General features: G+C 66.8%; 20 protein-coding genes. 10 read left to right on the top strand and 10 right to left on the bottom strand.

All coding sequences use genetic code 11. The features are described from left to right. Positions 1-314 precede the first annotated feature (314 nt). On the bottom strand, positions 315-590 hold the full coding sequence (locus FJ657_RS05545) for a type II toxin-antitoxin system Phd/YefM family antitoxin (RefSeq protein WP_141162614.1): 276 nt from the start codon (positions 588-590) through the stop codon (positions 315-317). A 50-nt stretch (positions 591-640) separates the two neighbouring features. Then, positions 641-1,822 carry an MFS transporter gene (locus tag FJ657_RS05540; protein ID WP_181408881.1) on the bottom strand — a complete coding sequence of 394 codons (1,182 nt, stop codon included), beginning with the start codon at positions 1,820-1,822 and terminating at the stop codon, positions 641-643. Positions 1,823-1,844: 22 nt separating this feature from the next. On the opposite strand from FJ657_RS05540, the gene FJ657_RS05535 reads away from it, so the two are divergent. Continuing rightward, positions 1,845-2,432, top strand: a complete 588-nt coding sequence (locus tag FJ657_RS05535; protein ID WP_141162612.1) for a TetR/AcrR family transcriptional regulator — start codon at positions 1,845-1,847, stop codon at positions 2,430-2,432. A gap of 227 nt (positions 2,433-2,659) precedes the next feature. Beyond that, a complete protein-coding gene (locus FJ657_RS05530) occupies positions 2,660-3,028 on the top strand; it encodes a hypothetical protein (RefSeq protein ID WP_255447154.1) in 369 nt (122 codons plus the stop codon). Here the strand turns inward: FJ657_RS05530 and FJ657_RS05525 are convergent. Continuing rightward, positions 3,009-3,455, bottom strand: a complete 447-nt coding sequence (locus FJ657_RS05525; protein ID WP_181408880.1) for a MarR family winged helix-turn-helix transcriptional regulator — start codon at positions 3,453-3,455, stop codon at positions 3,009-3,011. The two genes, FJ657_RS05530 and FJ657_RS05525, sit on opposite strands and share 20 nt — an antisense overlap. A gap of 470 nt (positions 3,456-3,925) precedes the next feature. On the opposite strand from FJ657_RS05525, the gene FJ657_RS05520 reads away from it, so the two are divergent. From FJ657_RS05520 to FJ657_RS05500, 5 genes are all read left to right on the top strand, one after another. Next, positions 3,926-4,390: a hypothetical protein gene (locus FJ657_RS05520; protein ID WP_141162610.1), complete on the top strand. Its 465-nt coding sequence runs from the start codon at positions 3,926-3,928 to the stop codon at positions 4,388-4,390. A 24-nt stretch (positions 4,391-4,414) separates the two neighbouring features. After that, positions 4,415-4,816, top strand: a complete 402-nt coding sequence (locus FJ657_RS05515) for a hypothetical protein (RefSeq protein ID WP_141162609.1) — start codon at positions 4,415-4,417, stop codon at positions 4,814-4,816. Between the two features lie 29 nt (positions 4,817-4,845). Next, positions 4,846-5,121: a GlsB/YeaQ/YmgE family stress response membrane protein gene (locus FJ657_RS05510; protein WP_141162608.1), complete on the top strand. Its 276-nt coding sequence runs from the start codon at positions 4,846-4,848 to the stop codon at positions 5,119-5,121. After that, the gene (locus FJ657_RS05505; protein WP_141162607.1) at positions 5,121-5,438 is read left to right on the top strand and encodes a hypothetical protein; all 318 of its coding nucleotides are present in this window, start codon (positions 5,121-5,123) and stop codon (positions 5,436-5,438) included. The genes FJ657_RS05510 and FJ657_RS05505 overlap by 1 nt, the downstream gene beginning before the upstream one ends. A gap of 159 nt (positions 5,439-5,597) precedes the next feature. After that, positions 5,598-5,939, top strand: a complete 342-nt coding sequence (locus tag FJ657_RS05500) for a hypothetical protein (RefSeq protein ID WP_141162606.1) — start codon at positions 5,598-5,600, stop codon at positions 5,937-5,939. A 17-nt stretch (positions 5,940-5,956) separates the two neighbouring features. Here the strand turns inward: FJ657_RS05500 and FJ657_RS05495 are convergent, their stop codons facing one another. Next, complete coding sequence (locus FJ657_RS05495; protein ID WP_141162605.1) at positions 5,957-6,193, bottom strand: hypothetical protein; 237 nt, start codon at positions 6,191-6,193, stop codon at positions 5,957-5,959. Beyond that, positions 6,159-6,605, bottom strand: a complete 447-nt coding sequence (locus FJ657_RS05490) for a hypothetical protein (protein ID WP_141162604.1) — start codon at positions 6,603-6,605, stop codon at positions 6,159-6,161. The genes FJ657_RS05495 and FJ657_RS05490 overlap by 35 nt, the downstream gene beginning before the upstream one ends. A gap of 140 nt (positions 6,606-6,745) precedes the next feature. On the opposite strand from FJ657_RS05490, the gene FJ657_RS05485 reads away from it, so the two are divergent. The 3 genes from FJ657_RS05485 to FJ657_RS05475 all read left to right on the top strand — a co-directional run bounded on the left by FJ657_RS05485 (position 6,746) and on the right by FJ657_RS05475 (position 8,481). Beyond that, a complete protein-coding gene (locus FJ657_RS05485) occupies positions 6,746-6,952 on the top strand; it encodes a hypothetical protein (protein ID WP_141162603.1) in 207 nt (68 codons plus the stop codon). A 639-nt stretch (positions 6,953-7,591) separates the two neighbouring features. Further along, the gene (locus FJ657_RS05480; protein WP_141162602.1) at positions 7,592-7,936 is read left to right on the top strand and encodes a hypothetical protein; all 345 of its coding nucleotides are present in this window, start codon (positions 7,592-7,594) and stop codon (positions 7,934-7,936) included. After that, positions 7,933-8,481 carry an RNA polymerase sigma factor gene (locus tag FJ657_RS05475; RefSeq protein ID WP_141162601.1) on the top strand — a complete coding sequence of 183 codons (549 nt, stop codon included), beginning with the start codon at positions 7,933-7,935 and terminating at the stop codon, positions 8,479-8,481. Before FJ657_RS05480 ends, FJ657_RS05475 begins: the two co-directional genes overlap by 4 nt. 438 nt (positions 8,482-8,919) lie before the next feature. Here FJ657_RS05475 and FJ657_RS05470 read toward each other — a convergent pair whose 3' ends face one another. From FJ657_RS05470 to FJ657_RS05450, 5 genes are all read right to left on the bottom strand, one after another. Beyond that, positions 8,920-9,609, bottom strand: coding sequence for a hypothetical protein (locus FJ657_RS05470; protein WP_181408879.1), 690 nt, complete (start codon positions 9,607-9,609; stop codon positions 8,920-8,922). A gap of 10 nt (positions 9,610-9,619) precedes the next feature. Next, complete coding sequence (locus FJ657_RS05465; protein WP_141162600.1) at positions 9,620-10,552, bottom strand: sensor histidine kinase; 933 nt, start codon at positions 10,550-10,552, stop codon at positions 9,620-9,622. Between the two features lie 98 nt (positions 10,553-10,650). Then, on the bottom strand, positions 10,651-10,842 hold the full coding sequence (locus FJ657_RS05460) for a hypothetical protein (protein WP_141162599.1): 192 nt from the start codon (positions 10,840-10,842) through the stop codon (positions 10,651-10,653). Positions 10,843-10,866: 24 nt separating this feature from the next. Next, positions 10,867-11,208: a hypothetical protein gene (locus FJ657_RS05455; RefSeq protein ID WP_141162598.1), complete on the bottom strand. Its 342-nt coding sequence runs from the start codon at positions 11,206-11,208 to the stop codon at positions 10,867-10,869. Between the two features lie 279 nt (positions 11,209-11,487). Beyond that, a complete protein-coding gene (locus FJ657_RS05450) occupies positions 11,488-11,865 on the bottom strand; it encodes a hypothetical protein (protein ID WP_141162746.1) in 378 nt (125 codons plus the stop codon). Between the last annotated feature and the right edge of the window lie 692 nt (positions 11,866-12,557).

The following is a 12,557-nucleotide window of genomic DNA, read 5'->3' as shown; positions in this document are numbered from 1 at the left end:
CTTGCCATGGACGCCGCTACGGCCTGATTGTGGGCAAAGTGTGGGCAAGCGTCGCGGCCCGGTCTTGAACCCAGAGCAACGGGCGACGCGGAGCTCCGGGACCACGACCACCTTGTCGATGACTAAGAAGAGGTTCCGGCGGCCGCCGCCACTTACCAGCCGAACGTCACCGGATTTGGCGAGCTTCCGCGCGCCAGCCCGCCGCGGGTGATGTTTGAGCTCGACAAGGGCGAGGGGGGTCACAAGCGCAGCTGCACCTCGCGACCTGGGGACTCGCAGGCGGCGGGGCCGCGAGTCCTGCCGAAATGCCCTCGTTATGCGAGTCCGTCGCGTAGCTGCCCGAGCGACACACGGCCGCCGTCGTCGTCAGCGGTCGCCTGCTGCAGCTCGACCACGTCGCGGGCGTCCTCGAGCTGCTCGAGCAGCTCGAGGTCGTCGGGCCCAATGAAGACCGCGGCAAGCCTCCCATGGCGGGTGACCCCGATGCGCTCCTGGCCGTAGTTCGCTCGGTCGACGACATCGGCGAGCTCGTTGCGGAGCGCGCGCATCGGCATGAAGCTCGTCAGAGTTTGCGGCGCACCCCTGGCCATGCAGTGATTGTCACCCATATCGACTCCGGTCGCCCCGCCAATAAGGTTTATTATGACAAATCATCGGATACCGGCTGTGGGCGATGCCCGAGCTGGCCAGGCCGAAACCGCGGAATGACCCCTGCCACGAGCGCGATCGCGGCGGCTGCCACGAGCGCGACGATGTAGCCCTGGCTTTCGACGATGGTTCCGGTCAGGGTCGCGCCAGCGGCTTGGCCGGCGACGAGGGCGATGAAGAGCAGCGCGGTCCCGGCTGATGCCAATCGGGAATCGATCGCTGTAGTCCAGGCGATGAGGGCGTTCGTCGAAGCCGTGTAGCCCCACCCGAACAGAGCGCACGCTGCGGCCGAGCCGGCGGCGTTGCCAGCGAGTGTCATCAGAGCAGCCGTGCCGACGGCGACGGCACCTGCAGCGATCGACCACGCGGTGCGGGGCGCGAGCGAGCTCATCGGCGCCGCCGTGACCAGCGCGACGACAGCCCCCAGCCCTAGAGCGGCCCAAGCCACGAGCGACATCTGCGGCTCGAGTCCGTGGTCGGACATCATGGTGCGCCCGAAGTTCCAGACTGCGGCCGATGCGGCTCCGAGGGCGAGCGCGGCGGCGACGGGGATGCTGTGGGACAGGAACCACACCCTGTCGGCTCTCGGCGCGCGTCTCACCTCACCCGAGACTGCCGGGCGGTCCAGCACGATGACCGCGGCGCCGGCGACGATGGCGAGTCCAGCGCTCAGGACCCAGGCCGTCCTCCAGTCAGGCAGCAGGAGGAGCGCGAGGGCGGCTGCTGAGATGACGCCGATGCCGGTCCCCGCATTGACGACGCCCTGCGCGCGGGTCGCTCGGCGCGGAGAGAGGTTGCGATCGACGATCGAAACCAGCGCCGGGGATGCCGCCCCCGCAGCCGCCGATCCGACGATCGCGCTGGCTCCGAACAGCGTCGACTCGGTAGCTACCGCCATCCCAAGACCCCCAAGAGCAGCTGCTGCTACGGAGCCGATCAGCAGTATCCGCGGAGCGGAGCCCCTGGTCGCGAACGCAGCAGCAGCAGCCAGACAGTACGAGACGGCGGCGCCGCCCGCGATCACGCCGGCGGCCGCGGCGCTCAGCCCGAGTTCGCGAGCGACATCCGGCAGGAACAACCCGAACGCCAGACGTATCAGGCCGTAATCCACCGCGACCATCACCGCGCAGACCGCCACAAGGGAGACCGACCGTAACGAAAACGTGCGTTTCATTTTGCGACCATATACTGCGACCATGGGCTCGCGCGCGTCGACGATCGATCGGATCCTCAACGCCGCGGAAGAACACTTCTTCCGCGACGGGATCGCCTCGACGCCCATCGATGCCATCACCGCGGCCGCGGACGTGTCCAGCGCGACGCTGTACCGAGCGTTCCCGAGCAAGAACGACCTCGTCAGCGCAGCACTTCGCCGCCGACACGCTGCGTGGCTCACGGTCTGGGATGAAGCAATCGACCGCTACACAGCGCCTCGAGATCGGCTGCTCGCCGTATTCGAGGCCATCGACGACTTCGCGGATCGACCAATGGGGGCCCGGTGGTGCGCGTTTCTCGGCACAGCAGCAGAATTCACCGACGCTCCCCCGGTGATCCTCGAAGCGGTAAATCTCGACACCGACACCCTCCGAACCCGACTGGAACAGCTCGCACGCAAGCTCCCCGCAGCAGACCCGACAGGACTCGCCGAGCAGCTACTCCTGATCATCACCGGACATCTAGGCATGCGGCTTCGAAACTCGAATTATCCGAGCGCGACCGCCCTCACCATCGGGCAGCATCTCGTCGCTGAAAGCCGCCGCCCGCACCGGCCATCCAATAATTGATCTTATGTCAGTTCAGTCCAGAGGTGGCCTCCCCGGCACCGGCTGAGGGCGGAGTCGTTACCGATTGCTGGGTTCGCGCGGTGGGACGTGGCCGGGCGCTTCGCATTGCCGGATCGTGCGCTGGCGCGAGAGGCGTCGCTACACGAAGACGCGGGCGGGCGTCAATGCTGGGCGAGATTGGTCGCCGTTGGGCATAATCGGGGTGACCGCGGCGCGGCCGCACGATTGTGGAGGTCGATGTGCCGTTCCGGAGCAAGACCACGCTCGAGGCGTGGGTTGAGGAGTTCGCGCTGCTGGGCTACCCGCAAGCGTCGCAGGTGCGAGTGATCGTTCAGGATGCCGGCGATGGCGACACGGGCTTGGTCGCCGTCACTCTGACGGATGCCACGACGGTGACTTACATCCAGCCGATCGTGGTGGGCTCGCCGCGGTGGGTGGTGACGTTCGAGGCGCGAGAAGAGCAGCTCGAACTCGCAGCAGCCGACGTGGCGCGCCTGTCGGCTGATCTTGCGGTGGTGTCCGCGTTGTGCGCGTTCTTCCAGGCGAAATCGGCGTCGTTCGTCGCGACGCAGGCCGCTACGGCAGGCGACTCGTAGTCCCGGCCGTGAGCTTCCCGAGCAGGTCCGAGAACTCGGCGATCTGCTCGACGGGATAGTCATCCGCGGCACGCTGGAACGCTGTGTCGAAGCGGTAGAGCGCGCTCCAGGGTTCATTCTCGAGGTCGACCAGCGCGGTGAGGTGCACCACGCGGCGGTCTTTCTCGTCGGACTCCCGCGCGACGGTCTCGCGGGAGATAAGCCGGTCGACGAGGGTCGTGATGCCGGCGGATGTGATGCCGAGATAGTCGCGAAGCTGACTCGGTCGCACGCCGGGGTTGTCGGCGATGAAGAGCAGCGCACGGGCGTCGAGCTCATTCACGCCGAGTTCTCGCCGGGCGTCGATCAGGGCCGCGTTGCGTGCGTCGACGTAGTCGCGAAGAGCTTGGATCAATTCGCTGACTTCGGGTGCTTCGGTGGCGGCCATGAGCGTCATCCTCTCCTAGAAGGAGAGACCCACCACAGCGTCCGTCATGATGCCCAGTTCGTGTCCAACCTCGGCTTGATTCTCACATCTAACAGTTGAGAATTCTAGTTGCTCAGATGACTTGCTAAATATTTTAACTACTGCCATGCTCTGACCACACCGGTCGCCCCCAGGCTTCTGTCTCGAAGACACCCCAGCATCTGCGCTGGCGCGAGAGGCAGAGCGGCGCCGACGAAGACCTGCCCAGCGCAGAGAAATTCGGAGCTCATCATGGCTTTCGTCTCTACTACTCATCTCCCCCTTCACTCCCAGCTGGCCGGCCGCCGCCGCCGCGCCACCTTCGTGCCGCTGGCGTCGCGGACTTCGTCGGCGATCGCGCGACCCGTTCGTCTCACTACGGCCCTCACCGCGACGGTGTGCGCTTTGTCGGCATCGGCGGCCGGACTGTTGGCGGCGGTTCTCGTCATCCGATGAACGAACCGAACATCCTGCGCTCGGCGCGGGGCGAGCAGATCGCCGATGTCGCGCAGCGCCTGCATGCGGAGTTCCCGCGGGTTCCGCTGGCTGAGGTCTTCGAGATCGTCATCGAAGAGCACCGGGCGATCCTCGACCATGATCCGGCCGCCCCGATCACCGGGCTCGTCGCTGCCGGCGCGCTCGAGCGCGTCGCCCGGCGACAGTCGATCGCCGAACTCGAGCAGCTGATGCTCACCGACCGGACTAGTGCGCTGCACTGGGCCTCCCCCGACCGGGACATCTGGGTCGCTGAGGACAACGCCGGCTGGGTCGGGATGATCGAACGCCACGGCGCCCACTTCCACGTCGTCGGCCACCTCGGCCAGGATCTCGGCGACTTCGCCGATCTCACCGCCGCAGCTGCCGCACTCACCCACACCGAGCTCGTGCAGATCTACTCCGCCATCACCCCCGCCTGATCCCCCCCTGTTTCTGGAGTTCTCATGAACAGCGTTCTCCCCGCTGACCGCACCATGCTCGCTGCGATCGGCCAGCTCACCGTCGCTGCCCTGCAGCTGCAGGCCACACGTGACCGGGCAGAGCTCGTCTTCTCAACCGACGCCGGCTTCGACAGCTGGAACATCAACGTCCGCCAGGCGCTCGAGCACCACAGCCGCATCCAGACCGCTCTCGCCGAGGCCCAGCAGATCGGCAACACCATCCACGTCACCCTGAACAACGGCGCCCGCGTCCCGGCGGATGCGGCCTACTTCGACCGTCTCACCGAGAAGCTGACCAAGATGCACCGCGTCGGGATCCTCCGCGGCTATACCGACACCGCCCATGCCCTCGTCGGCGACCCCCACTTCAGCGCCGGCCGATCCACCGCCGACGCGACCGCGTAACCTCACCACCTTTTGAAAGGACACGACTCATGGGCTTTATCGCCTTCCTCATCCTCGGCCTCATCGCCGGCGCCATCGCCAAGCTCCTCATCCCCGGCAAGCAGCCCGGCGGAATCCTGCTCACCCTGCTGCTCGGCGTGATCGGTGCGATGCTCGGCGGGTGGATCGCCGGCTTCTTCGGACTCGACGTCTACACCAGCTTCTTCTCCCTCGGCGCGTGGATCGCCGCCATCGTCGGCGCGATCATCGTGCTCCTGATCTACGGCCTCATCGCCGGCCGCGGACGCGGCAGCCGCCGCGCCTGATGACCGACGACTCCACCGAACCGACGGACGCGAAGAGCTTCACCACGACGCAGTCCGTGTACTCGGCGCAGCTGCACGACACTCTCGGCGGCCAGCCGATCGCGACCTACCCGGGACTGCTCCCGGACGAGAACGGCGAGGTCGTGCGACGTGTGCGCCTGATCCGCAGCGACGCCAACACCGGCTCCACCGCAGCCGACTACCAGGTCTTCCTCGGACCCGACGAGACCGGCGCCGCGATCTACCTCTACGCCGGAACCGTTCCGTATCACGCGGAGCCGGCCGGGCCCGGTGACCACATCATCACCGTCCACTGAACCCGCTCGAGGGACTGCTCGCTCGATGGCCTAGACGCTAGCTAGCCACGTAAACAGTCCCTCGAACGGTGGTGATCGCGAGCCGATGGCCGGTTCGCGCTACCGTGGGCCGAGCACTCCGCTCGCGCGGGTGACGAGCGGAGTTGGGAGGAGACCGCGATGCCCCATCGCAGCAAAGACGAGCTCGAGAGCTGGCTGAAAGAGTTCAGCGCGCTCGACTACCTCCTCGCCGACCAGTTCCGCATCCTCGAGCAGGACGCCGACGACGGATCCGGCCTCGTGTCGATCTTCCTCGGCGACGCCGACACCTCCACCTACATCCAGCCCTCCGAAGACGGCGGACGGTGGATCGTGACCTTCGAACCGCGCGAAGACCCTGTCGAGCTCGACGCGCCCGGAGTGTCCCGGCTCGCGATGGAGCTCATCACCATCTCCGCGCTGTGCGCGTTCCTGCAGAGCAAGTCCGCCGCCGCCACCGCGACCCAGCTCGCCACGAGCTGACCCCCGTCGAACGGGGGTCACATCTCCCAGTCGAGCATGTCGATGCTCGTCCCTCGCGACGAAGTCGCCGCAGTGTCACCACCTTGGTCGTCGTCGATGTGGATGTCGGTGACGACGATCTCGGACCGGGAAGTGACGAGGACACTCGCCGTCTGGTCGTTCAGCAGCTCGAGTTCGACGAAGCCTCCTCCGTCGCGGAGGGCGCGGGTGATGTCGGATTCAGCTTTCACGCCGGCCGCGTCGGAGCGCAGCACGAAAGTGCGCTGCGGCGTGGAGAGCTCTCGGGTTTTCACGGTCGCGACCTCTCTGGCCCCCAATGAGACCGTCCGTGTGCGGCGACGCTACGCGCGACACCTGATTCAGCACACCCCCTTGCGCTTTCGCGAATGCCGAGTCCTCGACGCGCCGAAGGCGGTGGCGGGCGAGCTCGGTCTCGAGTTCATCCGCATAGCGGAGCGCGAAGTCAGCATGGCGGCCGAGATGATCATCGAACCGGATCCGCACGACCACGTCGAGCGCCCAGTCCTCGACCTCTTGCGCGTCGAGAAGATAGACCTGGTTCTCGATCTCCGCCAGCTCCGCGATCTCGCACTCGAGGCGAGACGGCAGCGCCTGACGCAACTTCAGAATGCGCTCGCGCAGCTGCGAGCTCGCGGGATACGGCATACCGGACTCCTTCGGCCGACGCCGGGATGCTACCCCTGCCCCGGTCCCCCGGATACCCCTTGACGGTGCCCGTCAACCCCTCCGCAGCGCTCGCGCGTCGGCGTACCATCGGCGGCGGACCGCAGCGAAGGGGATCCGTCATGAGCGACTCAACCGCTTCGATCGAGTGCGTCGCCGTGACCCCCGGACTCTGGGCCCTCAGCGATCGCACCCGATCCCGCTACCTCGGCAAGATCGAGCAGAACGACCGCCTCTTCCACGCCTTCGACTCTGACGGCCGCGACCTCGGCGTCTTCGTCTCACTGCGTCTCGCGCAACAACGCATCGAAGAACACACCGACCACTGACACTCGACGAGCTCGATAGGAGCGCGCGCATTCCCCGGCGGTACGCTCCCAGAGCGCGGTTGGTTCCCGCGTGGGCCCGGCGCCGTCTATCCCCGCCCCTGATCGCGGAGATCCCTACAGCGCCGGGCCACCTGACACTGATAGTTACTCAAACCGTGGTGCGTATTTCAACACGGCGCACGCCGCTGCGTCGCGCACGCCATCTCGTGAGCGCGACTCGGACGCGCGTCGTCGCGTCGGAAGAAAAGATCAGCCGGCGCAGCCCGCGATGCTCCGGCAGATATCTTCGACGACTCTTCGTCAATCGAGGCGGTTGCGGACATGTCGTCAGTAGAAGCGACTGGAGATCGACATGACGATTGAACTTGAGAACCTCGTCCGCAGCGGGGCGCCGCGGGTCACGCAGGATGCCGCTCGGATGGATGCGCTGATGGCCGTGAGCGATGAGGCGGCCAGCGCCGCGCTTCGTAGCACGAAGAAACGGCGTCGGATCACCTTCTCCGCGGTCGTCGCGGGTGCGCTCGTGATCGGCGGGCCAACGTCGCCGCTGCGGCGACTCACTCTCTCTGGTGGACGGCGCCGGGCGAGGTTGTCGCCGAAGCGGTCCCGGTCAGCGGCGATTCGGCGCCGGTGAAGACGGTGAGCTTCATCCTCTCCGCCGGGTACGCCGATGGGGTCAACGGTGGTTCGACGGATGCGCGCGCGGTGTTTCAGAAGGCACAGCAGTGGCTGGCCGATCATCCGGTCACGGTGGACGTCCCCACCGATGCACCGACTGCTCCGGCTAGGGCCTCGGACGTGCCGACGAGTGTCGCCGCCGATCAAGCGGCGATCACGGCGACGCGCGAGTCGCTGAGCGCAAAGGTCGCTGACCAGAAGACCGACATCGCACTGGCGCTCGGTGAATACCTGACATCGCAGGGGTTCGACGCGCAGTCGATCGTCATCGACAGCACGCAGGGTGTTTACCGGGTCGGCCGATGAGCGATTGGGCGACCGCGCATGAGCGGATGCGGCGAGCATTCGAAGCCAACGCCGCGGATCTTCTCGCCTACCTCGAGCGGCGCACGGACCCGCGGTCCGCGGCGGCCGATGTGCTCGGCGACGCGATGGAGACCGCGTGGCGGAAAGTGAGGCAGCTTCCCTCCGACCCGGACGGGGCGCGGATGTGGCTGTTCGTGGTCGCCCGGAACACGCTCCTGAACCAGCGACGTTCGCTCGGTCGCCACCGTGCAGCGGTCGAGCGACTCCGCGGCGTGATGATCTCCAACTCGGCTCCCCCGACAACCGACGCAGAGGAAGTCGAGCTCCGAGTCACAATCCAGGCGGCACTGGCCGAGCTGCCGGACAGCGAGGCGGAGATCGTACGCCTGGTCAACTGGGACGGCTTCTCGCTCGCGGAAGTTGCGGCGTTGGAGGGAATCGCACCCTCAACGATCCGCTCTCGCTATGCCAAGGCGCTCCGCAGCCTCGTCACCCTGCTTCGCATCGAAGAGCTCGCACCGACACTCGTGGCCCGCGATGCCTGACGCGCCCTCCGCTGACCCACAGCCGGCCCCGACCTTCTACCGGGCTGTGCAACGCGCCCGCGCACCGAGTGCTGGCGACGACATCGCTGTCACGCTTCCCCCAGTCCGAGGCGAGCGACATTCGCGGCCGTGAATGCCGCCACAGCGAGCACGCGCACCCCTGAGATCTGAAATCGGGTCGGCGCTCGCAACCTGCAACAGTGCGGCGCCGACCCTCGACGTGGACGCCGTCGATCGATACTAGACCGATCTGTCTGCCATCGGGCTTCGCGCACCGACGCGCTCAGGCAGTAGCACCCCGCGCGTGCTCGCGAGGATGCTGCGGCTCAAAACTGGTCGGGCGATGTCGATCGGCAAACGGAAGAACCCGCCGCGCGTATCGCGCGGCGGGTCCTACCGGGATCGGGTGAGTCAAGGCTCACCCAGTCGCCACCGGTGTTACTTGGTGGCGACGGTGATCTTCGCGACGCCCACGAGCAACTGGGGCTTGACGGCGTCGGTGCCGAAGGTCTTGTTCAGCAGGTCGGCGGCGTCGGCCGAGATGTGCACCGTGGTGCCCTCGAGGATGCCGTTGTTGCCCTCGGTCCGCAGCGGCTTCAGGGTGCCTCCGTGGAGGTCGAAGAGGAAGGCGTCGTCAGCGGCGACCTGGCCGTCGACGGTCACCTTGCCGTGCAGCTCGGAGGTGCCCGGGTCGATGACGAAGTCGGTCAGCTCGACGACCTTGCCGCCCCCGGTGAGGCTGATGCCCGAGCCGTTGTGGTCGATCTCACCCTGCACGTAGGGACGGTACGACTTGGCCGGGTCGTAGTAGTCGACGTTGCCGCCGGTGATCGGGAAGGAGAAGATCCCGTTCTCGAACTTGGCGGTGCCGACGACACCCGGGGTGAGCTTGAGGCTCGTCAGCGCGTCGACGAAGCCCTGGTCGACGGTCACCTCCGTGTCGACGCCCTTCGAGAGGTCGGGCAGCGAGACGACCGGCTCCGGCTTCGTCTCGGACGACTTAGTGGTCTCCTTGCTGGGCGAGGAGCCGCTGTTGTTGCTCGTCGAGCACGCTGCGAGCGAGAAGGCGAGAGCGCTGACGGCGATGATGCCGAGGCCGCCCTTGATGAGCGAGGTCTTGGAACGCATTGTTCGGTCCTTAAGTCGGTTGGATCCCGGTTGGTGACAGGGGTTCGGGGTCCGTCAGTGACCCGATGGCCCCGTGACCGTTCCGTGACATCTCGGTCAGCTGGGTCACAGGATCGACCGCCAGGGGCAGCACCAGATCGAATCGGCATCCTTGGGCCAGATTCGTCACTGTGATGTCGCCGGCGTGCGCTCGCGCGACACCCCGAGCTATGGCCAGTCCGAGACCTGATCCGCCGGCTGCCGCGGGAGCGCCCCGCCAGCCGGGTTCGAACAGGAGCTCCCCCTGGCCCTCCCCCACGCCGGCTCCGACATCAGTGACCGAGATCACCGCGCCTCGGCTATCGATGCCCACCGTCACCTCGACACGGCCGGGCGAATGCTCGATGGCATTGCGCAGCAGATTCGTCATAGCTCGACGAAGCTCGGTCCCGTCACCGTCGACCATGACCGGGGCGGTGGAAGCGAAATCGATGATGCGGTCAGGGTGGAGCAGCCGATGGTCGTCGACCACACCGCTGACCAGTTGCGTCAGCGGAAGTCGCGTCAACGAGAGACGGACCGTCGGCGACTCGACGCGCGCGAGCTCATCGAGGTCGTCGAGCATCGCCGCCAGATCCAGCCCCATCTCGCGAATCCGGCGATGGAACCGCTCTGGCTCAGATGCCATCCCGTCGATGAGCGCCTCACTCACCGCGACGATCCCGCTGATCGGGGTGCGCAGATCGTGGACGATGAAGTTCGTCAGCTCACGCCGCGACATCGCGACCGACTCGATCCGCGCACGCTCAGCCCGAACACCCTCCAGCTGCGCCCGCAACGACTCCAGCTGCGCTCTCGACGCCACCACCCGCGCGCGAGATCGCCATGCCGACACGACCGCCAGCACGGCAAGACCGACCGCGATCGCCGCGACGATGATCGAACCCGAAACCAGCTGCTGCATTGACTCCCCCGAGCACAGTGTCGCGGACAGACAGTGCTAGCACGCAGCCCATCAGCCGCAGCGCAGCCGCGGCGAGGCGCAGGCGGTCTCCTGCTAGCTCAGTGCTCCTCGAGAGCGAGCTCATCGGCGTCACTTTCGGCCGCAGCGCGCTCACTCGCAGAGCGGCCAGGCGCGTGGCCGAGTTGGCGGTCGGCGTCGAGCTGCTCGGCGCGGCCCACACCCTTCTGTTCGGCGGTGGCGTCGGTAGCGCCGTCCATGACGGGCTTGTTCTGGGCAGGTTGGTCGCTCATGTGCTCAAGCTAGTGTCGCGCGTCTCAGCCGAAGGCCTGGATGTAGAGGGCTCGTTGTTCCTCGGTCGCTTCGCCGGAGATCCCGCAGCCGAGGATCCGCTCGTCCTCCGCGGCGAGTAGGTAGTGCTTTCCGGTGCGGAAGCGGATCTCAGCGGCGCCGTTCCCCTGGGGCACCTGCACGTGCTCGGCGGTGATGCCGGCATAGCGGGACGTGACCTTCAGTGCGACGGTGTCGTGCTCGATGTGGTTCGCGGTCGCGGCGAACGCGACCGGTGCGGCGCGCACCTCGGCCGCGGACAGCGGTTCGCAGTCCGTCGATGATGTCGGCTGCTGAAAGCTCTGGATGTGTTCGGCGGAGGCGATCATGACCGGGATCGCGGTCGCCGCGGCCGCGCCGGCGGCGAGCAGAGTCACCCCGGCGGCGATACGCCGCGCGAGCTGCGCGCGACGCAATCGCGGCTCCCTCGAGTCGGTCATGTGCACATTCTGAGCCGGATGCCGACCGAGCGGTATCCGGGCTCACGCTGGGGCGGGCCGGGCCGACGCCACGTGTGGATCAGGACATAGGGCGCCGGCCCGGAGAGACAGGCTGCACCTGTCGGAGCTGATAGCTGATCGGAAGGGGCCCGACACCCCAGGAACCGATCAGAGGATCAGCTGGTTCTCGATCTCCTTGGTCTTCAACCGGGCCATGGCGAGGTTGCCGCGGTCTCGGTCGAGGACGAGGTAGATGAACACCTCGGGCGCCCGAGTGAGGGGGCGGATGATGTGGAACTGGGTCGACATCGTCACCAGGATGTCTTCGATCGAGTCCGGCAGCCCCAGAGCACGGGCGGTGCGGACCTTCGCCCGCACGATCTCCGTGTTCCCGGCCGCGGCGACCTCGAGATCGATCCCGGAGCCGACGCCGCCGAGCAGCATCCCCGTGCTCGCGTCGACCAGCGCGACCGCCAGCGCGCCATCGACGCGCATCAGCGCCTCGAGCGAGGTCGGAACGGTGGAGAGGGCGATCGCGTCGGTCATGGCGGCTTCCAGTTCAAGTTGATGGGGTGGGCTCGCCCCCGCGAACCCACCCGCAGCTCCGTCGACGGGTGCTGCAACCGGGAGCCCCGAGCCCCAGGTAACTAGACCGATGATCCGGCCCGCGAAACGGTCACACCAGTCCACGTTCAGGGGGTGAACAAAACGTTTCCGATCCGGGGACGGTGACAAGCCCGATCGGGTAGCTCCTATTCGGCGGATTGACGCAATCTGCAACAGACTCCAAATGCCACGGATCGGTTCGACGATGCTACGGCGACATCCCGGGTTCGACCGCCGCCGTAGCAGCGGCCACCCTTGCCTGCTCGGGTTTACCCGAGTCTCCAGCTCCGTGCGGGTGCTGGCCTCGCCTAAAACCTCGCCATCTCGCGTTCAGATGGACAGGCATCGACTACTCGCGGGAGCCAGGGCTGAGACGGCCCGACAGCGCCGTCCGCCGGCATCAGGGATCGACCGGAGGCGCCGTCGGGCCTACGCGGTAACCAGCCGCGCCACGAAATCATACGTTCACATGAATGTGCAACTTTCGATCACCTGTTGCTTACTCTGCCTTACCTATAAACGGTCTATGTTCGGCGGGCCACGGCGGTCCGCGAAGCCATCCCACTCCCTCATGGACAGCGCCGTTGCGCAACGATCTACGGTGATACCCAACCCTCGATGACCCAGACGGC

This window comes from Schumannella soli (genome assembly GCF_006517435.1).
In the GTDB taxonomy this organism is placed as follows: domain Bacteria; phylum Actinomycetota; class Actinomycetes; order Actinomycetales; family Microbacteriaceae; genus Schumannella; species Schumannella soli.
The sequence above is the reverse complement of the archived record's forward strand: the minus strand, read 5'-3'. Positions and strand labels throughout refer to the sequence as shown.

Coding starts and splice junctions, on each gene's coding strand:
- FJ657_RS05460 (WP_141162599.1), bottom strand. CDS start 10,842: ATGAGCGACCAACCTGCCCAGAACAAGCCCGTCATGGACGGCGCTACC.
- FJ657_RS05535 (WP_141162612.1), top strand. CDS start 1,845: ATGGGCTCGCGCGCGTCGACGATCGATCGGATCCTCAACGCCGCGGAA.
- FJ657_RS05545 (WP_141162614.1), bottom strand. CDS start 590: ATGGCCAGGGGTGCGCCGCAAACTCTGACGAGCTTCATGCCGATGCGC.
- FJ657_RS05505 (WP_141162607.1), top strand. CDS start 5,121: ATGACCGACGACTCCACCGAACCGACGGACGCGAAGAGCTTCACCACG.
- FJ657_RS05450 (WP_141162746.1), bottom strand. CDS start 11,865: ATGACCGACGCGATCGCCCTCTCCACCGTTCCGACCTCGCTCGAGGCG.
- FJ657_RS05525 (WP_181408880.1), bottom strand. CDS start 3,455: ATGGCCGCCACCGAAGCACCCGAAGTCAGCGAATTGATCCAAGCTCTT.
- FJ657_RS05520 (WP_141162610.1), top strand. CDS start 3,926: ATGAACGAACCGAACATCCTGCGCTCGGCGCGGGGCGAGCAGATCGCC.
- FJ657_RS05490 (WP_141162604.1), bottom strand. CDS start 6,605: ATGCCGTATCCCGCGAGCTCGCAGCTGCGCGAGCGCATTCTGAAGTTG.
- FJ657_RS05475 (WP_141162601.1), top strand. CDS start 7,933: ATGAGCGATTGGGCGACCGCGCATGAGCGGATGCGGCGAGCATTCGAA.
- FJ657_RS05470 (WP_181408879.1), bottom strand. CDS start 9,609: ATGCGTTCCAAGACCTCGCTCATCAAGGGCGGCCTCGGCATCATCGCC.
- FJ657_RS05515 (WP_141162609.1), top strand. CDS start 4,415: ATGAACAGCGTTCTCCCCGCTGACCGCACCATGCTCGCTGCGATCGGC.
- FJ657_RS05500 (WP_141162606.1), top strand. CDS start 5,598: ATGCCCCATCGCAGCAAAGACGAGCTCGAGAGCTGGCTGAAAGAGTTC.
- FJ657_RS05540 (WP_181408881.1), bottom strand. CDS start 1,822: ATGAAACGCACGTTTTCGTTACGGTCGGTCTCCCTTGTGGCGGTCTGC.
- FJ657_RS05455 (WP_141162598.1), bottom strand. CDS start 11,208: ATGATCGCCTCCGCCGAACACATCCAGAGCTTTCAGCAGCCGACATCA.
- FJ657_RS05485 (WP_141162603.1), top strand. CDS start 6,746: ATGAGCGACTCAACCGCTTCGATCGAGTGCGTCGCCGTGACCCCCGGA.
- FJ657_RS05510 (WP_141162608.1), top strand. CDS start 4,846: ATGGGCTTTATCGCCTTCCTCATCCTCGGCCTCATCGCCGGCGCCATC.
- FJ657_RS05465 (WP_141162600.1), bottom strand. CDS start 10,552: ATGCAGCAGCTGGTTTCGGGTTCGATCATCGTCGCGGCGATCGCGGTC.